General features: G+C 33.7%; 15 protein-coding genes. 5 read left to right on the plus strand and 10 right to left on the minus strand.

The annotated features are described in order from the left end of the window. Positions 1-26: 26 nt before the first annotated feature. From eif2g to glnA, 3 genes are all read right to left on the minus strand, one after another. Positions 27-1259, minus strand: a complete 1233-nt coding sequence (gene eif2g, locus MMJJ_RS08130) for a translation initiation factor IF-2 subunit gamma (protein WP_104838386.1) — start codon at positions 1257-1259, stop codon at positions 27-29. Positions 1260-1420: 161 nt separating this feature from the next. Next, positions 1421-1795 carry a 30S ribosomal protein S6e gene (locus MMJJ_RS08135; RefSeq protein ID WP_011171151.1) on the minus strand — a complete coding sequence of 125 codons (375 nt, stop codon included), beginning with the start codon at positions 1793-1795 and terminating at the stop codon, positions 1421-1423. Positions 1796-2005: 210 nt separating this feature from the next. Beyond that, positions 2006-3346, minus strand: a complete 1341-nt coding sequence (gene glnA / locus MMJJ_RS08140) for a type I glutamate--ammonia ligase (RefSeq protein WP_104838387.1) — start codon at positions 3344-3346, stop codon at positions 2006-2008. Positions 3347-3525: 179 nt separating this feature from the next. Between glnA and aroA the strand changes: the two genes are divergently transcribed. The 5 genes from aroA to ecnA all read left to right on the plus strand — a co-directional run bounded on the left by aroA (position 3526) and on the right by ecnA (position 7992). After that, the gene (gene aroA / locus MMJJ_RS08145) at positions 3526-4815 is read left to right on the plus strand and encodes a 3-phosphoshikimate 1-carboxyvinyltransferase (protein WP_104838388.1); all 1290 of its coding nucleotides are present in this window, start codon (positions 3526-3528) and stop codon (positions 4813-4815) included. 62 nt (positions 4816-4877) lie between these two features. Next, complete coding sequence (locus tag MMJJ_RS08150; protein WP_104838389.1) at positions 4878-5897, plus strand: M24 family metallopeptidase; 1020 nt, start codon at positions 4878-4880, stop codon at positions 5895-5897. 39 nt (positions 5898-5936) lie between these two features. Then, positions 5937-7034 (plus strand): cobalt-precorrin-5B (C(1))-methyltransferase CbiD, encoded by a 1098-nt coding sequence (gene cbiD, locus MMJJ_RS08155; protein WP_104838390.1) that lies wholly within the window; start codon positions 5937-5939, stop codon positions 7032-7034. 7 nt (positions 7035-7041) lie between these two features. After that, positions 7042-7425, plus strand: coding sequence for a tRNA (N6-threonylcarbamoyladenosine(37)-N6)-methyltransferase TrmO (tsaA, locus tag MMJJ_RS08160; protein ID WP_244901573.1), 384 nt, complete (start codon positions 7042-7044; stop codon positions 7423-7425). 9 nt (positions 7426-7434) lie between these two features. Continuing rightward, positions 7435-7992, plus strand: coding sequence for a calcium-activated nuclease EcnA (ecnA, locus tag MMJJ_RS08165; RefSeq protein WP_104838392.1), 558 nt, complete (start codon positions 7435-7437; stop codon positions 7990-7992). 252 nt (positions 7993-8244) lie between these two features. Here ecnA and lysA read toward each other — a convergent pair whose 3' ends face one another. The 7 genes from lysA to MMJJ_RS08200 form a co-directional block, all read right to left on the minus strand. After that, entirely contained in the window at positions 8245-9555 is a 1311-nt protein-coding gene (gene lysA, locus MMJJ_RS08170) for a diaminopimelate decarboxylase (protein ID WP_104838393.1), read from the minus strand. 136 nt (positions 9556-9691) lie between these two features. Further along, positions 9692-10546 (minus strand): phosphate signaling complex PhoU family protein, encoded by an 855-nt coding sequence (locus MMJJ_RS08175; protein WP_104838394.1) that lies wholly within the window; start codon positions 10544-10546, stop codon positions 9692-9694. A gap of 103 nt (positions 10547-10649) precedes the next feature. After that, positions 10650-11414 (minus strand): ABC transporter ATP-binding protein, encoded by a 765-nt coding sequence (locus MMJJ_RS08180; RefSeq protein ID WP_011171142.1) that lies wholly within the window; start codon positions 11412-11414, stop codon positions 10650-10652. Between the two features lie 42 nt (positions 11415-11456). Next, positions 11457-12218 carry an ABC transporter permease gene (locus MMJJ_RS08185; protein ID WP_104838395.1) on the minus strand — a complete coding sequence of 254 codons (762 nt, stop codon included), beginning with the start codon at positions 12216-12218 and terminating at the stop codon, positions 11457-11459. Between the two features lie 182 nt (positions 12219-12400). Continuing rightward, the gene (locus MMJJ_RS08190) at positions 12401-12949 is read right to left on the minus strand and encodes a hypothetical protein (protein WP_104838396.1); all 549 of its coding nucleotides are present in this window, start codon (positions 12947-12949) and stop codon (positions 12401-12403) included. 77 nt (positions 12950-13026) lie between these two features. Then, on the minus strand, positions 13027-13398 hold the full coding sequence (locus MMJJ_RS08195; protein WP_104838397.1) for a DUF4186 domain-containing protein: 372 nt from the start codon (positions 13396-13398) through the stop codon (positions 13027-13029). Positions 13399-13501: 103 nt separating this feature from the next. Next, positions 13502-15505, minus strand: a complete 2004-nt coding sequence (locus tag MMJJ_RS08200) for a surface protein, anchor region (RefSeq protein WP_158658973.1) — start codon at positions 15503-15505, stop codon at positions 13502-13504. Positions 15506-15560 lie beyond the last annotated feature (55 nt).

Genomic DNA, 15560 nt, shown 5'->3' on the forward strand with positions numbered 1-15560 from the left:
TGAATGTTAAAAAAATAATAAAAAAGTTATAATATTATTCCGTATCCGATCAATCTCCATCTTGATCCGATTTTTCTGCTTATTGCAACTCTGTCGCCCTTATCAGCACATACTGGTAATTTTAATTTAATTTCTGCTCTATCGGGTCTTGCAGAAACTGTTACTCCAACTGTTGTTGAGGTTCCTACATTTAACATCAAAACTTCGTTTGTTTTTAATGGTTCGATCACGAGTTCATCTTGGGATCCGACGACTCTTTCAAGAAGTTGTGGTTCTATTTCCATCTTTTCTAATGTTTCAGGAAGTGTTCCAGGAATTCCTGCTAAACTACCGCTTAGTGCATCAGATTTTGTCAAGTTTGGATCAAGTTCAGTTCCAACACCAATTAGCCCACCAGGGTATGCGGTTTTCAATTTTTTACTGCCAACACCCAATGATATAATTTTAGTTATTATTGGAACCCAGTGAGTTTTGTTTCCTTCGGTTACTTTGATACCAGGTTTTATTTCAAGTTCGTCCCCAACTTTTAAGGCACCTTGGATGATACTTCCCCCGATAACGCCACCTTTTAAGTCTTTTATTTCAGAACCCGGTTTATTTACGTCAAAACTTCTTGCAACATATAATTTTGGATTTACTGTTTCGTCTCTTTCAGGGGTAGGGATAAAGTCCTGAATTGCTTTTAAAAGCACATCTAAATTTGCACCGTGGTGTGCTGAAACAGGGATGATTGGAGCATTTTCTGCAACTGTTCCTTTTGTAAATTCTTTAATTTGGTTGTAGTTTTCAACCGCAGCTTCTTCAGATACGAGGTCGATTTTATTTTGAACTATAATTATCTTTTCAACACCAAGTGCATCAAGTGCCATCAAGTGCTCTTTTGTTTGAGGTTGCGGACATTCTTCGCTTGCGGCAATAACTAAAATTGCACCATCCATAAGTGAAGCTCCTGAAAGCATGGTAGCCATCAGTGTTTCGTGTCCTGGAGCATCAACAAATGATATTTTTCTAAGTGTCTGTAATTTGCCACCACAAGAGTCGCATTTTTTACCGACAGTATAGCATTCTGGTTCATCGCATGTTTCGCATTTTTTTATTTCACAGTCTGCATACCCGAGTCTTATTGAAATTCCTCTTTTAAGCTCTTCACTGTGTGTGTCAGTCCATACTCCTGTTAATTTCCTTGTTAAACTCGTTTTTCCGTGGTCTACGTGACCTACCATTCCGATATTAACTTCTGATTGGTTGGATGCTGCCATTTTATCCCTCGCACAATTTTTTAGTTTTTTAAATTACAAGAATACTTGAAAATCCATATAAAAATGACGTTAAAACTATAATCACTTTATGGCTAATACTTTATATAGATATATAATCTTTAAAAAAGCCTGACCAATTAAAAGAGAAAAAAAGAGTTAATTTATTCGGTACTTTCAGGTTCTCCACCGAGAGGTGCTGAACCGTATTCCACAACTTTTGTGTTGATTAATGTAATATCTTTTGAGATTGTGTTTCCTCTTAAGCTTTTTCTTCTTCTAAGACCTTTTTCTTTAACGTTGTATCCTGGTCCTTCTTTTAAGAGTACTCTCATTTTCATAGCGCCGTGAATGTCGTGTCTCATTGCAAATCCACATCTGTCGGATCCGCCTGTGATTTTTAATTTGTAGCCTTCTAATTCAACAATTGAACCGCTGATTTCATCACCGATTTTTTTACCGATAAGTGCATTGGATTCTGTTTCGAATTGGTATGATTTTCCTGTTTTAGAATCTGATACAACAACTTTAAAAGCCATGATATTACCTCGTTTTTGTTTCAATATACCTTGTTTCAAATCGTTCGCGAAAAAGCTCTAAAAATTTATTTTTCCAAAAATTTTCCTAAATTCCCGTCTTTGTTCTATTACTAACTTATTACTTTTATAGTTTTTGGCAAAAAGCAACAGCGATTAGAATCGACAGAATTTGGGGTAAACATTACAATAAAAATATTTAAAAAAAGGTAATTAGATTTTTAAGTATTGTTTTGTTTCCCAGTCTGTAACTGCGGTTCTGAATGAATCCCATTCAGCGTTTTTAATTTCAATGAAGTTTTCAAAGATGTGTTTTCCTAAGGCATCTTTTAATACTGAGTTGTTTTCTAACTCGTCAAGCGCAGCTTTTAAGTTTGCAGGAACTGATTCGATTCCTTCAGCTTTTTTCTGAGCTTCACTCATTGCAAAGATGTTCTTTTCAACAGGTTCTATTGCACTTAATTTTCTTTTTACACCATCTAAACCTGCTGCAAGCATTACTGTGAATGCTAAGTATGGGTTGCATGCTGGGTCAGGTGCTCTGAATTCGATTCTTGTTCCTTTTCCTCTTGGAGCTGGAACTCTAACAATTGCACTTCTGTTTGAATTTGCCCATGCAATGTTTACAGGTGCTTCGTATCCTGGAACTAATCTTTTGTATGAGTTTACTGTTGGGTTTGTAACAGCAACAATTGATTTTGCATGGTCTAAAATACCTGCAACATAGCTCATACAGGTTTCACTTAATTGGTATTGTGCGCTTTCATCGTAGAATGATGGTTCACCGTTTAACCAGATACTCTGGTGGCAGTGCATACCGCTTCCGTTGATTCCGAAGAATGGTTTTGGCATGAATGTAGCTTTTAAACCGTCTTTTGCAGCGAGTGTTTTGATTGTAGTTTTGAAAGTTACAACGCTATCTGCAGTTTTTACTGCGTCTGCGAATTTAAAGTCAACTTCGTGCTGACCTTCTGCAACTTCGTGGTGGCTTGCTTCTACGTGGAAACCTAAGTTTTCAAGAGCGAATACGATTTTTCTTCTGATATCGCATCCACCATCAAGAGGTTCTAAGTCGAAGTATCCTGCATCGTCTGCTGGAACCCATGAACCGCATGCATCTTCTTTTAAGATGAAAAATTCTGGTTCAGGACCTACGAAGAATTCTCCACCGAGTTCTTCATCGAACTTAGCTAAAACTCTTTTTAAGCATCCTCTTGGATCTCCTTCGAATGGTTTTCCGTTTGTAGTGTATACATCACAGATAACTCTTGCGACGGATTTTTCAGTTGGTCTCCATGGGAGTACTGAGAGTGTTTTTAAGTCTGGTTTTAACATCATGTCGGAACTTTCAATTGAAACAAATCCTTCAATTGATGAACCATCGAAGTATACTCCTTTTTCTAATACGTCGTATAATTCTTCCTCACCAGCAGCACCTGCTTTTACAGGGTAAGCGATGTTTTTTGGCTCCCCGTGAATGTCTACAAACTGGAATCTTATGAATTTAACGTTGTTCGTTTTAATGTATTCCATAGCCTGTTCAACAGCATTCATATTCATGCCTCCGAAATCATTACTATATAGGAAATAGCTTTCCGCTTTTTCAATATATATATTTTGCGGTACGTAAATGTATCTAAATCAATATTTATTAATATCTATTAGCCATAATTCAGGTATTGCTAATCATATAAAGTATTTAATTCAATATTAATATTATATTCGGTGATTTAATGCTGGTAGTGAAAAAAACCCCCCACATAAAAGGAATTTTAAGCGCTCCTCCATCAAAATCTTATACGCACAGGGCAGTTATCTGTGCATCACTTGCAAACGGATTATCTAATTTAAAAAATCCGTTAAATGGTGCAGATTGTTTATCTTCTGCGCATGCATGTGAAATGTTTGGTGCTGAAATTGAATTGGGAAATGAAAAATGGATAGTTAGGGGTTCAGAATTAAAAACACCTGATAATATTGTCGATATTGGAAACAGCGGAACTACTTTACGGATATTAACTGGAATTTCTTCTCAAATTTCAAATGGATATACTGTACTTACTGGCGATGATTCAATCAGGAAACGGCCAATGCAGCCACTTTTGGATGCATTAAAACAGCTTGGACTGATATGTTTTTCAACAAAAAATAATGGAACAGCTCCAATTGTTGTAAAATCTGGAAAAATTAGCAGTAATGTTGTTGAAATAAGGGGCGATATGAGTTCACAGTTTATAACGTCGCTCATGATGACACTACCATTTAGTGAAGACGATTCTGAAATTATATTAACCACCCCATTAAAGTCTGAACCGTATTTAAACATTACAATAGATGTTTTAGATAAATTCGGGGTAAAAATCGAGAAAATCGAAGAAAAAAATAAATCAGGATATAAAATCAAAGGAAATCAGAAATATTTGCCTTGTGATTATACAATTGAAGGAGATTATTCTTCTGCATCATACCTTGTTGCGGCAGGAGTTTTATTAAATTCGGATATTGTAATTAAAAATGTATTCAAAGATTCAAAGCAAGGAGATCGGGAAATTATTGAAATAGTTAAGAAAATGGGTGCAGATGTAGAAATAAACGAAGACAATGTTAAAATTACAGGCCCTTATGAATTGAACGGAATAGAAATTGATGTAACAGATATTCCAGATTTAGTTCCCACCATTGCAGTTTTAGGATGTTTTGCAAAAGGAAAAACCGTAGTTTACAATGGGGAACATGTAAGACTCAAAGAATGCGATAGGCTTGCAGCATGCACCACTGAACTTTCAAAAATGGGTGCAAGAATTGAAGAGAAAAAAGATGGGCTTACAATTACGGGTGTTCACAAATTAAACGGTGCAAAGCTTAAAACCTATCATGACCATAGACTCGTAATGGCATTTACAATTGCAGGGATGCTTGCTGATGGGGATACAATAATCGAAGGCGAAGATTCAGTTAAAATATCATTTCCCGATTTTGTAGATAAAATGAAATCAATTGGAAGCAATATTGAAGTAATTTAATTATTTTATAAAATTTTTTTAGTATATTATTTAATTAGTTAATCTAAAAAGAGCGGGTTTTTATGGATAAGTTTCAAGAATTTTTAGAATATTTAAAAGAAAACGACATAAAAAAGGCAGTTATTACAAAAAAAGAGAATATAAACTATTTTTTAGAAAAGTATCCTCCAAATTTTTCAATGCTTATTTTTGATACTAGAAAAGATACTGCAACTTTACAGGTATCAAAACTTGATTTTGAAATGGCAAAAGGATACAAAAATAAAAATCTTGATATTGAACTTTATGAAAATTTTGAAAGTACGTTAAAAGACTGTAATGGAATTGAAGACTCCATTCCAATACGTTTTTTAAAATTTGTTAAAGATTACAAGTTAATTTCTAAAAAAATCGAGGAAATGCGTGAAATTAAAACGAAAACAGAAATTGAAAATATTAAAAAAGCTGCAAAAATAAGCGACGATGCAATTGAATATGCTACTAATTTGGCACTTGAAAATGATAATTTAACGGAAAACCAAGTTGCAGCTGAAATCGAATATTTTATGAAGAAAAATGGAAGTATTAGACCTTCGTTTGACACAATAGCAATATCTGACAAAAAGACGAGGCTTCCACATGGAATGCCTTCAAACGATGTAGTAAAAAACATACTTTTAATGGATATCGGAGCACTTTATGAAGGCTACTGTTCAGATATTACAAGAACAGTAATTTTAAATGAAAATATCAAAAATTATTCTGAAATTTATAATATCGTAAATTCTGCGAAAAAAGAAGCAGAAAAAAATTTAAAAGCCGGAATTTCTGTAAAAGAACTCGATTTAATTGCAAGAGAACATATGGGCGAATTTAAAGATTATTTCATACATTCTTTAGGACACGGAGTTGGCGTTGAAATTCACGAAAACCCTGCAATTTCTTCAAAAATAAAAGAAGACGTTATATTAAAAGAAGGAATGGTTGTTACGATTGAACCTGGAATTTATATGGATGAATTTGGGGTTAGAATTGAAGACCTTTATCTTGTAAAAAACAATGGCTTTGAAAAACTCAGCAATGCAAAAATTTTAGAATATTAACTTACATTTGTATTTTATGATTATTATTTTGTGATTTGTATGGGCAAGATTGATTTTAGATTCGAAAAGACGTTTGGATACACTACTGGTGCATGTGCGGCAGCAGGGGCATTTTCTGCACTCTATTTTTTAAAAAATAATGAAAAGTTGAATTTTGTTGAAATTTTAAATTTAAAAGGCGATTCTTTAATTATTCCAATTAAAAACATTGAAAAGTTGGGAAATACTGCAATTTCAACCGTTGAGAAGTTTTCAGGGGAAGACATCGATATTACAAATGGAATGGATATTAAAATAGATGTTACTCTTGAAAAGTTTGATAACAACTCTCCAAAACCAAGCAATATAAAAATTATCGGGGGAATTGGTGTTGGAATTGTTACAAAATCAGGTTTACAGGTAAAACCTGGGGAACCTGCAATAAACCCAAAACCAAGAGAAATGATTGAAAATAATTTACAATCACTTTTAAAAAATGACGAATGTGTAACTGTAAAAATTTCAGTTCCAAATGGGGATGAAATTGCTAAAAAAACACTGAATCCAAAACTTGGGATAATTGGCGGAATTTCAATTCTCGGAACCACTGGAATCGTTCGTCCGATGTCAAATGATGCTTACAAAGAGTCCCTTGCACCCCAAATTGATGTAGCTTTAGCAAATAATTTTAAAAATTTGATATTTGTTCCAGGAAATATTGGAACAAAGCATGCTAAAATTTTATTAGATGCGAAAGAAGACCAAATTATCGAAGTTTCAAATTTTTGGGATTACATGCTTGATAAAGCAGAAGAAAAAGGTGTTAAAGATATAACTGTCTTCGGGCACGCTGGAAAAATTGTAAAGCTTGCAGGAGGAATTTTTGACACCCATTCAAGGGTTGCGGATGCAAGAAACGAGATAATTTGTGCTTATACTTCATTAGTATCGCAAGACGTAGAATTGTTTCAAAAAATACTTTATTCAAATACAACTGAAGATATAGTTGAAATTTTGACTGAAAAAGGTATTTTAACAGAAGTTTTTGATAAAGTTTCAAAAAGGGTAGTTGAAAGACTTTCTTTAAGGTGGGAAGGAATTAATTTTTCATGTATTATAATTGATATGAAAGGGAATGTACTTGGAAAATCTGATTAGGGGTGAAATTTTGAGAAATGAATACAAAATTTTTGAAATTGGAATGTTTAAAAAAGAGGAGGAAAATTCATATTTAGAAATTTACGATGAATTTTTAGATGGAATTGATGGATTAACTGAAAATTCAAAGATCTTGGTTTTTTTATGGTTTGATCGGTCCGATAATGAAAGTAAAAGAAGTATTTTAAAGGTTCATCCACGGGGAAATATCAAAAACCCAATACGGGGGGTTTTTTCTACGAGATCCCCAATGAGGCCAAACCCTATCGCACTTTACACGGTAAATATTGAAAAAATTCTCGGAAATAAAATATATATTGAAGAAATTGATGCATTTTCAGAAACTCCTTTGATCGATATAAAAAATTATTCAAAAGAACTGGATTTTTGAGGGTTTATTATGAAAAAAACATGTTTTTTAGCCCCAATTTTATTTTTAATTTTTTCAGGTTGTATTTCAAGCAATAATCAGAATTATGATTCAAAAGATTTCATAGATTCTCACGAACATTTATTTGGAACAGTTACTCGAGTAGTTGATGGAGACACGGTCCACGTTGATTCAAACGGAGTTGATTATAATATCAGGCTTTTAGGGGTTGATACTCCAGAAACTTATCAAAAAAATAGTGTTTCAGAATATTATCTTGATTATGAAACTCCAATTTCAGATATTGAATATCTGGATTACTGGGGGCATTTGGCAACAAACTATACAAGAGATACGCTCGAAAACAAATCAGTTTATGTAGTTTTTGATAAAAAAAGTGAAAAACAGGACAAATACGGAAGATATCTTGCATATATTTATTTAGAAAATGAAAATTTCAATGAAAATCTGATAGAATATGGATTTGCAAGAGTATATACAAGCAATTTTGAATTAAAGAATGATTTTTTAGATACTGAAAAAACAGCAAAATCGGGCAGAATCGGCCTTTGGAATTACAACAATTAATATTTTAAAATAGGAATCATTTTTTTAATTTTTTAGCACGATTTCATTTCGAAATCAGTAAATACTTTTAAAAATAAATATCCTCTTTGGGTGGATATAATGTTAAGATACGACTTAAAGGCAGAATATAAAATAATATCTCTTTTATTATTATCTACGGTTTTTTGTACGATATTATGTATCGTTGGCTAGTTTATTTTATTTTTCAGGCATTTCTATTATTTTTTTAAAAAAGTTTAAAAATAATTTAATTTACAAAAGATGGTTTGGAACGATATCTTTTGAAATCAAATCCGCAAGGGTTTCTCTTGCTCTGATTAATGAAACTTCTTTTTCACTTGTAAGAATCATTGCAGGTTTTCCTCTCGAATTGTAGTTGTTTGCCATACTGATTCCGTATGCTCCAACATCCAAAATTGCAACAGTATCTTTTACTTCCATTTTTGGAAGTTCTCTATCTTTTCCAAATACGTCAGAACTCTCACAAAGTCCTCCTGCAACGCTTACGACTTCTTTTTCAGCCCTTATTGTACAAGGTGTAATTTCGTGGTATGCTTCATAGATTGCAGGTCTCATCATGTCGTTCATTCCAGCATCAATCATCACCCATTTTGCAACAGGTGTTTCTTTAACGTGTTCGACAGTTCCAAGTAAAACTCCTGCGGTTGCAACTAAACTTCTTCCAGGTTCTAAAATAAGGTTTGGAAGTTCGATTTTTCCTTCATATTCATAAATTACATCGAGAATTGCTTTTGAGAGGTCTTTTTGAACAGGAATTTTTGTATTTTTATCATATGGAATTCCAAGGCCTCCACCTAAGTTTACATCTCTTATTTTAATTCCTTCGTTTTTAAGTAAAACTACGAAATCCATGATTTTCCTTGCTTCTTCAACGAATGGGCTGATGTACGTTAATTGTGAACCAATGTGGCAGTGAATTCCAACAATTTTCACGTTTTCCATTTTTTCTGCCATTTTAATAGTTTCAAGTGCAATTCCACTTTCAATGTCGAGCCCGAATTTGTTCTTTTTCATTCCTGTTGAAATTTTAGGGTGTGTTTTTGCATCAACGTTTGGATTTACTCTAAATGCAACATTTGCAATTTTTCCCATTTCTTTTGCAGTTTCATTAATTAAAACGAGTTCGCTGATGCTGTCAACGTTAAATGCTCTTATTTCAGCTTCAATTCCCATTTTAATTTCTTCTTTTAATTTACAGTTTCCGTTAAATACAATTTTTTCGGAAGGAACGTCTGAAAGTTTTGCAATGTACAATTCCCCTGCACTCACAATGTCTGCACCGCATCCAAGTTTCGAGAGGAGTCTTGTTACAGCAAGGTTCGTGTTTGCTTTGTATGCAAATGAGATTATGAATTCTTTTCCGGTTTTTTCAGAGTATTCTTTAAATGATTCCACGTATCTTGTAAAGTTTTTAACTGTTTGGGTTTCACTCATAACGTAGAGTGGCGTTCCGTAAGTACTGGCAAGTTTGCTTGCATCGTGCCCGTCAATTTTTAAGTTTCCGCCGTCAACGGTAATCATTTCGTTCCCCAAGAATTCCATGGTTTCACCATAAGTTGTTTTTTCATCATAAGCAGTAATATTATTTAAATATGTCGATAAAATAAGATATATAACTCATCCTTTAATTAATATCTCGTTAAAAAAAGCTCTATCAAAAAAGATTTTTATAAAGTAATTATTTTAAATTTCTAACGTATTCTGGAGTTGTAACATTTTTTGGAATATTGTGGTGGAATTCACGTCCCAGTTCAAATATTTTGAGGCATCTATCTCCAAACCTTTCAACATCTTTTAAAAACATTCCAAATTGTATAAACTGGTTAATATCTTTCAAATTTTCATCAGGATGTTCTGCAATTTTTTCCATCATCGTATCCAGTTTTTTATGGAGGTTACCTTCTAACTCGTAAATTTCTGTTTCAATCGTTTTACTTTTGACCATATTCATTGCATGAGCAAACATTTTTGAAATTATCTCTTTTATTTCAAAAACTTCCTTTTTTATTGCAGGGTCAACCAAAAGTCCATTTACGACTTCTTCTGCAATATTTGACAGGTAATCCCCGCATCTTTCAATATTTGCAGCAATATTTGATACCTGCATTAAACTGTTCATATCCATGTATTTTGAAGCTTTCATTTTAATTACAAGGTTTACTTCATCTTCCATCCTGTTTAATGCGTAGTCTTCAAGTATAATACTTTTAGCAATATCTAAGTCATGCGTTTTTAAAGAATCAAACACCTTATCTATATTTTGAATAACGTTAGTTCCCATTCTATCGAAAGTTTCGTAAATTTCTTTAAAATACCGGTCAGTTTCGATATATTCTTCAAATTCTTTCAATTTTTCAAGATTTACAACATAAGGGTGCATTATTGCACCCCCATCAACAAGTGGTTTTAGCAATTTTGCAACATACCGTCTGCTCACGCCTAATCTGTCTGCAATATCGTCTTGAGTTTCTGGCTCTTCGTCAAGAATAATATTTATTATTGCAGCAAGGGTTGCATCTTTTCCCCTCAGCATAGTATCCCCTTTGATGAATTAAATTTCATATAATTTGAATAATAGTTCATTAAAAAAGAATATGTTTTAAAAATATATAAATTTAGAGGTTAATATGTGATAATTAGACGTAAGACTTTAAAACTTCTGATTTTAATTCATCAATTATCATTTTTTTGTATTTTGTGAACTCCGGGCTGGTTCTTTTTCTTGGCCTGTCTAAATCTATATCAATAATGCTTTTTATTTTTCCAGGTCTTGCAGTCATGACAACAACACGGTCTGACAAATAAACTGCTTCATCAACGCTGTGTGTTACAAAAACGACTGTCTTTTTTTCAGTCTGCCATATTTTTAAGAGGTGGTCTTGTAAAACTGCTCTTGTCTGTGTATCGAGGGCTCCAAATGGTTCATCCATTAATACAATTTTTGGGTTATTTGCAAGAGTTCTTGCAATTGCAACTCTTTGTTGCATTCCACCACTTAATTCATAGGGGTATGAATCACAAAATTCTTCAAGTCCAACCATTTTTATAAATTTTTTGGCAATTTCAATTCTTTGTTCTTTCGGGATCTTTTTAATTTCAAGTCCAAAAGTAACGTTTTGTAAAACTGTTTTCCAGGGTAAAAGGGTGTACTGTTGAAATACCATTCCCCTATCTGCATCAGGGCCCAAAACTTCCTTTTCATCTAAATAAATTCCTCCAGAGCTTGGAGTTTCAAGTCCTGCGATCATTCTTAAAATTGTGGATTTTCCGCAACCGCTTGGGCCAACGATTGACACAAATTCGTTGTGATTTACTGATAAATCTACATTATCAACTGCAACGAGGTCTTTTTTACCATTTCCAAATTTTTTGATAAGATTTTTAAGTTCTAAAACTGACATATTATCTTTTCCGGTTTTAAGTTATTATATTCGAGTTATAATCTATTTCATCATTTTTTTCCAGCAGAAATATTTCTTTTCAATATATCTTAATCCTTTGTCTAAAATTATTCCAATTATTCCTATAATTATCATCGAAGCTACAACAATGTTCATTTTGCTTAAAGAATATGCATACATTATCAGGTATCCAAGTCCAGCATCACTTCCGGGAAGCATTTCAGCTGCAACAACACACATCCATGCAATCCCTGCTCCAACTCTAAGGCCTGTTAAAATGTCAGGGGATGATGCAGGAACTACTACACTTTTTAAAATATCTTTTGTGGAGCCTCCAAGAGTTTTTGCAGCTTCAATCATAATTACAGGTACGCTTTTAACTCCTGAAATTGTATTTATCAAAATTGGGAAAAATGCACCAATGAGTATAATAAAGTGCATTGAGGACTCGCCTATTCCAAACCATGCAAGAGCAAGTGGAACCCATGCAAGAGGGGGGATGGGCCTCAAAAGTTCCACTGTTGTATCAAATAAATCATTTATAAGTGAATAGTAGCCCATGAGAAGTCCTAATGGTATTGCAAAAGCACCAGCAATAAAAAATCCAATTAAAACCCTTTTAATGCTTACAATAGTGTTTTCAATTAAATTTCCTGTTCCAAGGATTCCAACTCCTGGATTTAAAAGGATTGAAATTACACTTTCAACTTTTGGAAGGATTACTGGATTATTTAAATAAATTGCAAGAGCTTCCCATGCTAAAATTCCAATAATCGGTAAAGTAAGGTTTTTTAGTATTTTCATTTAAATTCACCATATTAAAAAACTAAATGACGAGGTTGTTGTTATTAGAATATAAAAAAGTTTAACTATTTAAATGTAAAACATCCAAAGCAAAATTTTATAGATAATTCGATAAAAAAACGATAATTAATTTCGATTAAGAAAATAAGGCATAAATAAAAACTAAAAAATATTAAATAAATTTAAGAAAGCATTGCAATTACAAATCTGGATTCTGCTTTATCAAGTTCTTCAAGCGAGTTTCCTTCGATTACGTAGGTGTTGTTGTATTTTTCAATAGTTGCAGACTTGTTTGTCCTTTCAATCTGAATGACAAGTGTGTTATTGCTATTTTTAACCTTTTCAATGTCTTGTGTATTGTTAAACAAAGTTTGGTCAGCAATTGCGTAAGGGTATACATTATTAAAGAAGCTAACTTTTGAAACAAGGTCTGTAATTACGATACCGCCTTCTTCATTTGAAATGTTGGAATCATATTCAAAGTATATTATCTTGTATTTTCCACTCGTGTAGTCACTTTTTATCTCTGAATCATTCGTATTTATTAAAGTTGTAGTCATTGAATCGTTTATCACTGCTCTTAGGGGTACATTTACAGTAGTGTCTCCAAACTGGACTACAAGCGTACTGCCAAAGTCGCTTAAGTCGTCACTTCCGCTGTCAGGTTTTTCAGTACAGAGGCAAAAACTGCTTAATAAAACGAGCGACAAAATCAAAACAATTTTTTTCATGTTTTCACCACATCATAGATTGTTATTGTATAACGATTTTAACTTTTTAAATGTATCGAAATCGTTCGTAAAACCTGTTAATCCATCATCTGAATGTTTATCCAAAACATGACCAGTCCAACGAGATATTCAACTTCTTCGTCAGTTAATTCCTTATTTTTTGGAAATTTATGCCATTTTTGGATACATCCTCTACAGCAAGTTGCTGTTGCATGCTGTGCGATAAATACAGGATGTCCCTTCATTGGAGTCTGTTTTCCATCATTTTTTATGAATCCTGGTTTAATTCTCGTATTTAAAAACTCAAATGCATGGTTTTGGATTTTATTTATTCCTTTATTTTTAATATATTCTTTATCTTGATTATTCAATTGAAATTTAGCCCTAAATTCTGATTTCATAAGTTTTTTATAAATTTCTTTGTATTTTTTGTAATCTGAAATATCCATAACTATCCCGAAAATAATATAAAAATTTCAAAAACGAAACCCATAGTCTTGTTTCAATTACTGTTTTAAAAAACTTTCACAAAAAAAGTAAAATATAAAGAAGTTACTGCTGAGGCACAACTTCTGGTTTTTCTTTTGATTGGTACCAAGCTGCAGCCAATGCAATTAATATTAATAATATTGCAGCCAGTGCAAGGTACATGTTTATTCCACCGAGTGGACTTTCCTGTTGTAGTACAACTCCAGTTTCATTACTGTCTGATCCATAGTCTAGTGTGTCATCAGGTGAATCTTGTGTGGTATCTGGTCCAACATTTTCTGAAGATTCAACGGTATTTGATGATGAATCAGTCGATGTTCCTGAACTTGAAGTTTTAGGTACACTTGTTGTAACAGGAGTTTCTGATGAATCTGAACTGCTTATAATTGACGAAGAGCCTGACGAACTGCTTCTGCTAGATCCGCCACCTCCGCCTCCACTGCTACTTCCAGAATCGCTAGTATCTCCAGTATCGCCCGTGTCACCTGTATCAGCAGTTTCTGAGAACGTAAGTACTACATAATGCACTCCTTCAATGTAAGGAAGTTCATCTTCATAAGTAGCATCCGACAATTCTGCAGTAAAGCTGGAGTAAGTTTCTCCTCCAGAAACTAATGAAAACGTAACAACGTTACTGTTACCATCGTATCCGGTTGCAATCAATTTATTATCAAGAGGTCCTTCTCCTCCAAATACTCCATTTTCAATTCCAATTGAATTTTGGAGTGCCCCATCAACATACAAATTCAATGTACTTGATGCTAGGGCTTCATCTAAATATACCATTCCGTAGAATATGTCAGGATTAAGTGGTAATTGTTCACTACTGTTTATATTACCCGTATCTCCACCGTCTCCAGTATCACCGGTATCAGCAGTTTCTGAGAACGTAAGTACCACATAATGCACTCCTTCAATGTAAGGAAGTTCATCTTCATACGTAGCATCAGACAATTCTGCAGTAAAGCTGGAGTAAGTTTCTCCTCCAGAAACTAATGAAAACGTAACCACGTTACTGTTACCATCGTATCCGGTTGCAATCAATTTATCATCGAGAGCTCCTTCTCCTCCAAATACTCCATTTTCAATTCCAATTGAATCTTGAAGTACTCCATCAACATACAAATTCAATGTACTTGATGCTAAGGATTCATCCAAGTATGCCATTCCATAGAATACACCTGGATTAAGTGGCAATTCTTCACCATTTCCAGTATCAGCAGTTTCTGAGAACGTAAGTACCACATAATGCACTCCTTCAATGTAAGGAAGTTCATCTTCATACGTAGCATCAGACAATTCTGCAGTAAAGCTGGAGTAAGTTTCTCCTCCAGAAACTAATGAAAACGTAACCACGTTACTGTTACCATCGTATCCGGTTGCAATCAATTTATCATCGAGAGCTCCTTCTCCTCCAAATACTCCATTTTCAATTCCAATTGAATCTTGAAGTACTCCATCAACATACAAATTCAATGTACTTGATGCTAAGGATTCATCCAAGTAAACTAATCCATAGAATACACCTGGATTAAGTGGTAATTGTTCACCATTTCCAGTATCCCCTGTGTCACCGGTATCTCCAGTATCCCCTGTGTCACCGGTATCTCCAGTATCCCCTGTGTCACCGGTATCTCCAGTATCCCCTGTGTCACCGGTATCTCCAACGTCTCCCGTTCCGGTGAATTCTAATAATATTTCAGTGTATCCTCCGGATACAAAGTCGATTTCTGAAACATACTGTTCCGAATCTATAAGATATATTTTATAATCTGAATCTAATGTATAACCTTCAGATTCAAATGAAAAGGTAATCTGATCCCCTGAAGCACCATTAACAACTAATTTGGCATCAAACAATCCTTTACCAAATTCACCATCCGTAACCGGCACTTGTTCACTTTCTACTCCATTGACAAGTACTTTCAGTGTTCCCGTTGCGGGAAGTTCATTTATTGTTACATCCCCATAAAATGTATGAGGAAATTGAGGAATAGAGTCTGCAGATACAATACTTAAGCAGGAAACAAGTGCAAATACTAATAATACCGTATATATTTTTTTCATTTTTACACCCCAAAGAAGAGGATGGCTGAATTTTAATTTTCAGCCATTATTAGTA

The sequence above is a fragment of the Methanococcus maripaludis genome, assembly GCF_002945325.1.
GTDB classification, from domain to species: domain Archaea; phylum AGJL01; class Methanococci; order Methanococcales; family Methanococcaceae; genus Methanococcus; species Methanococcus maripaludis.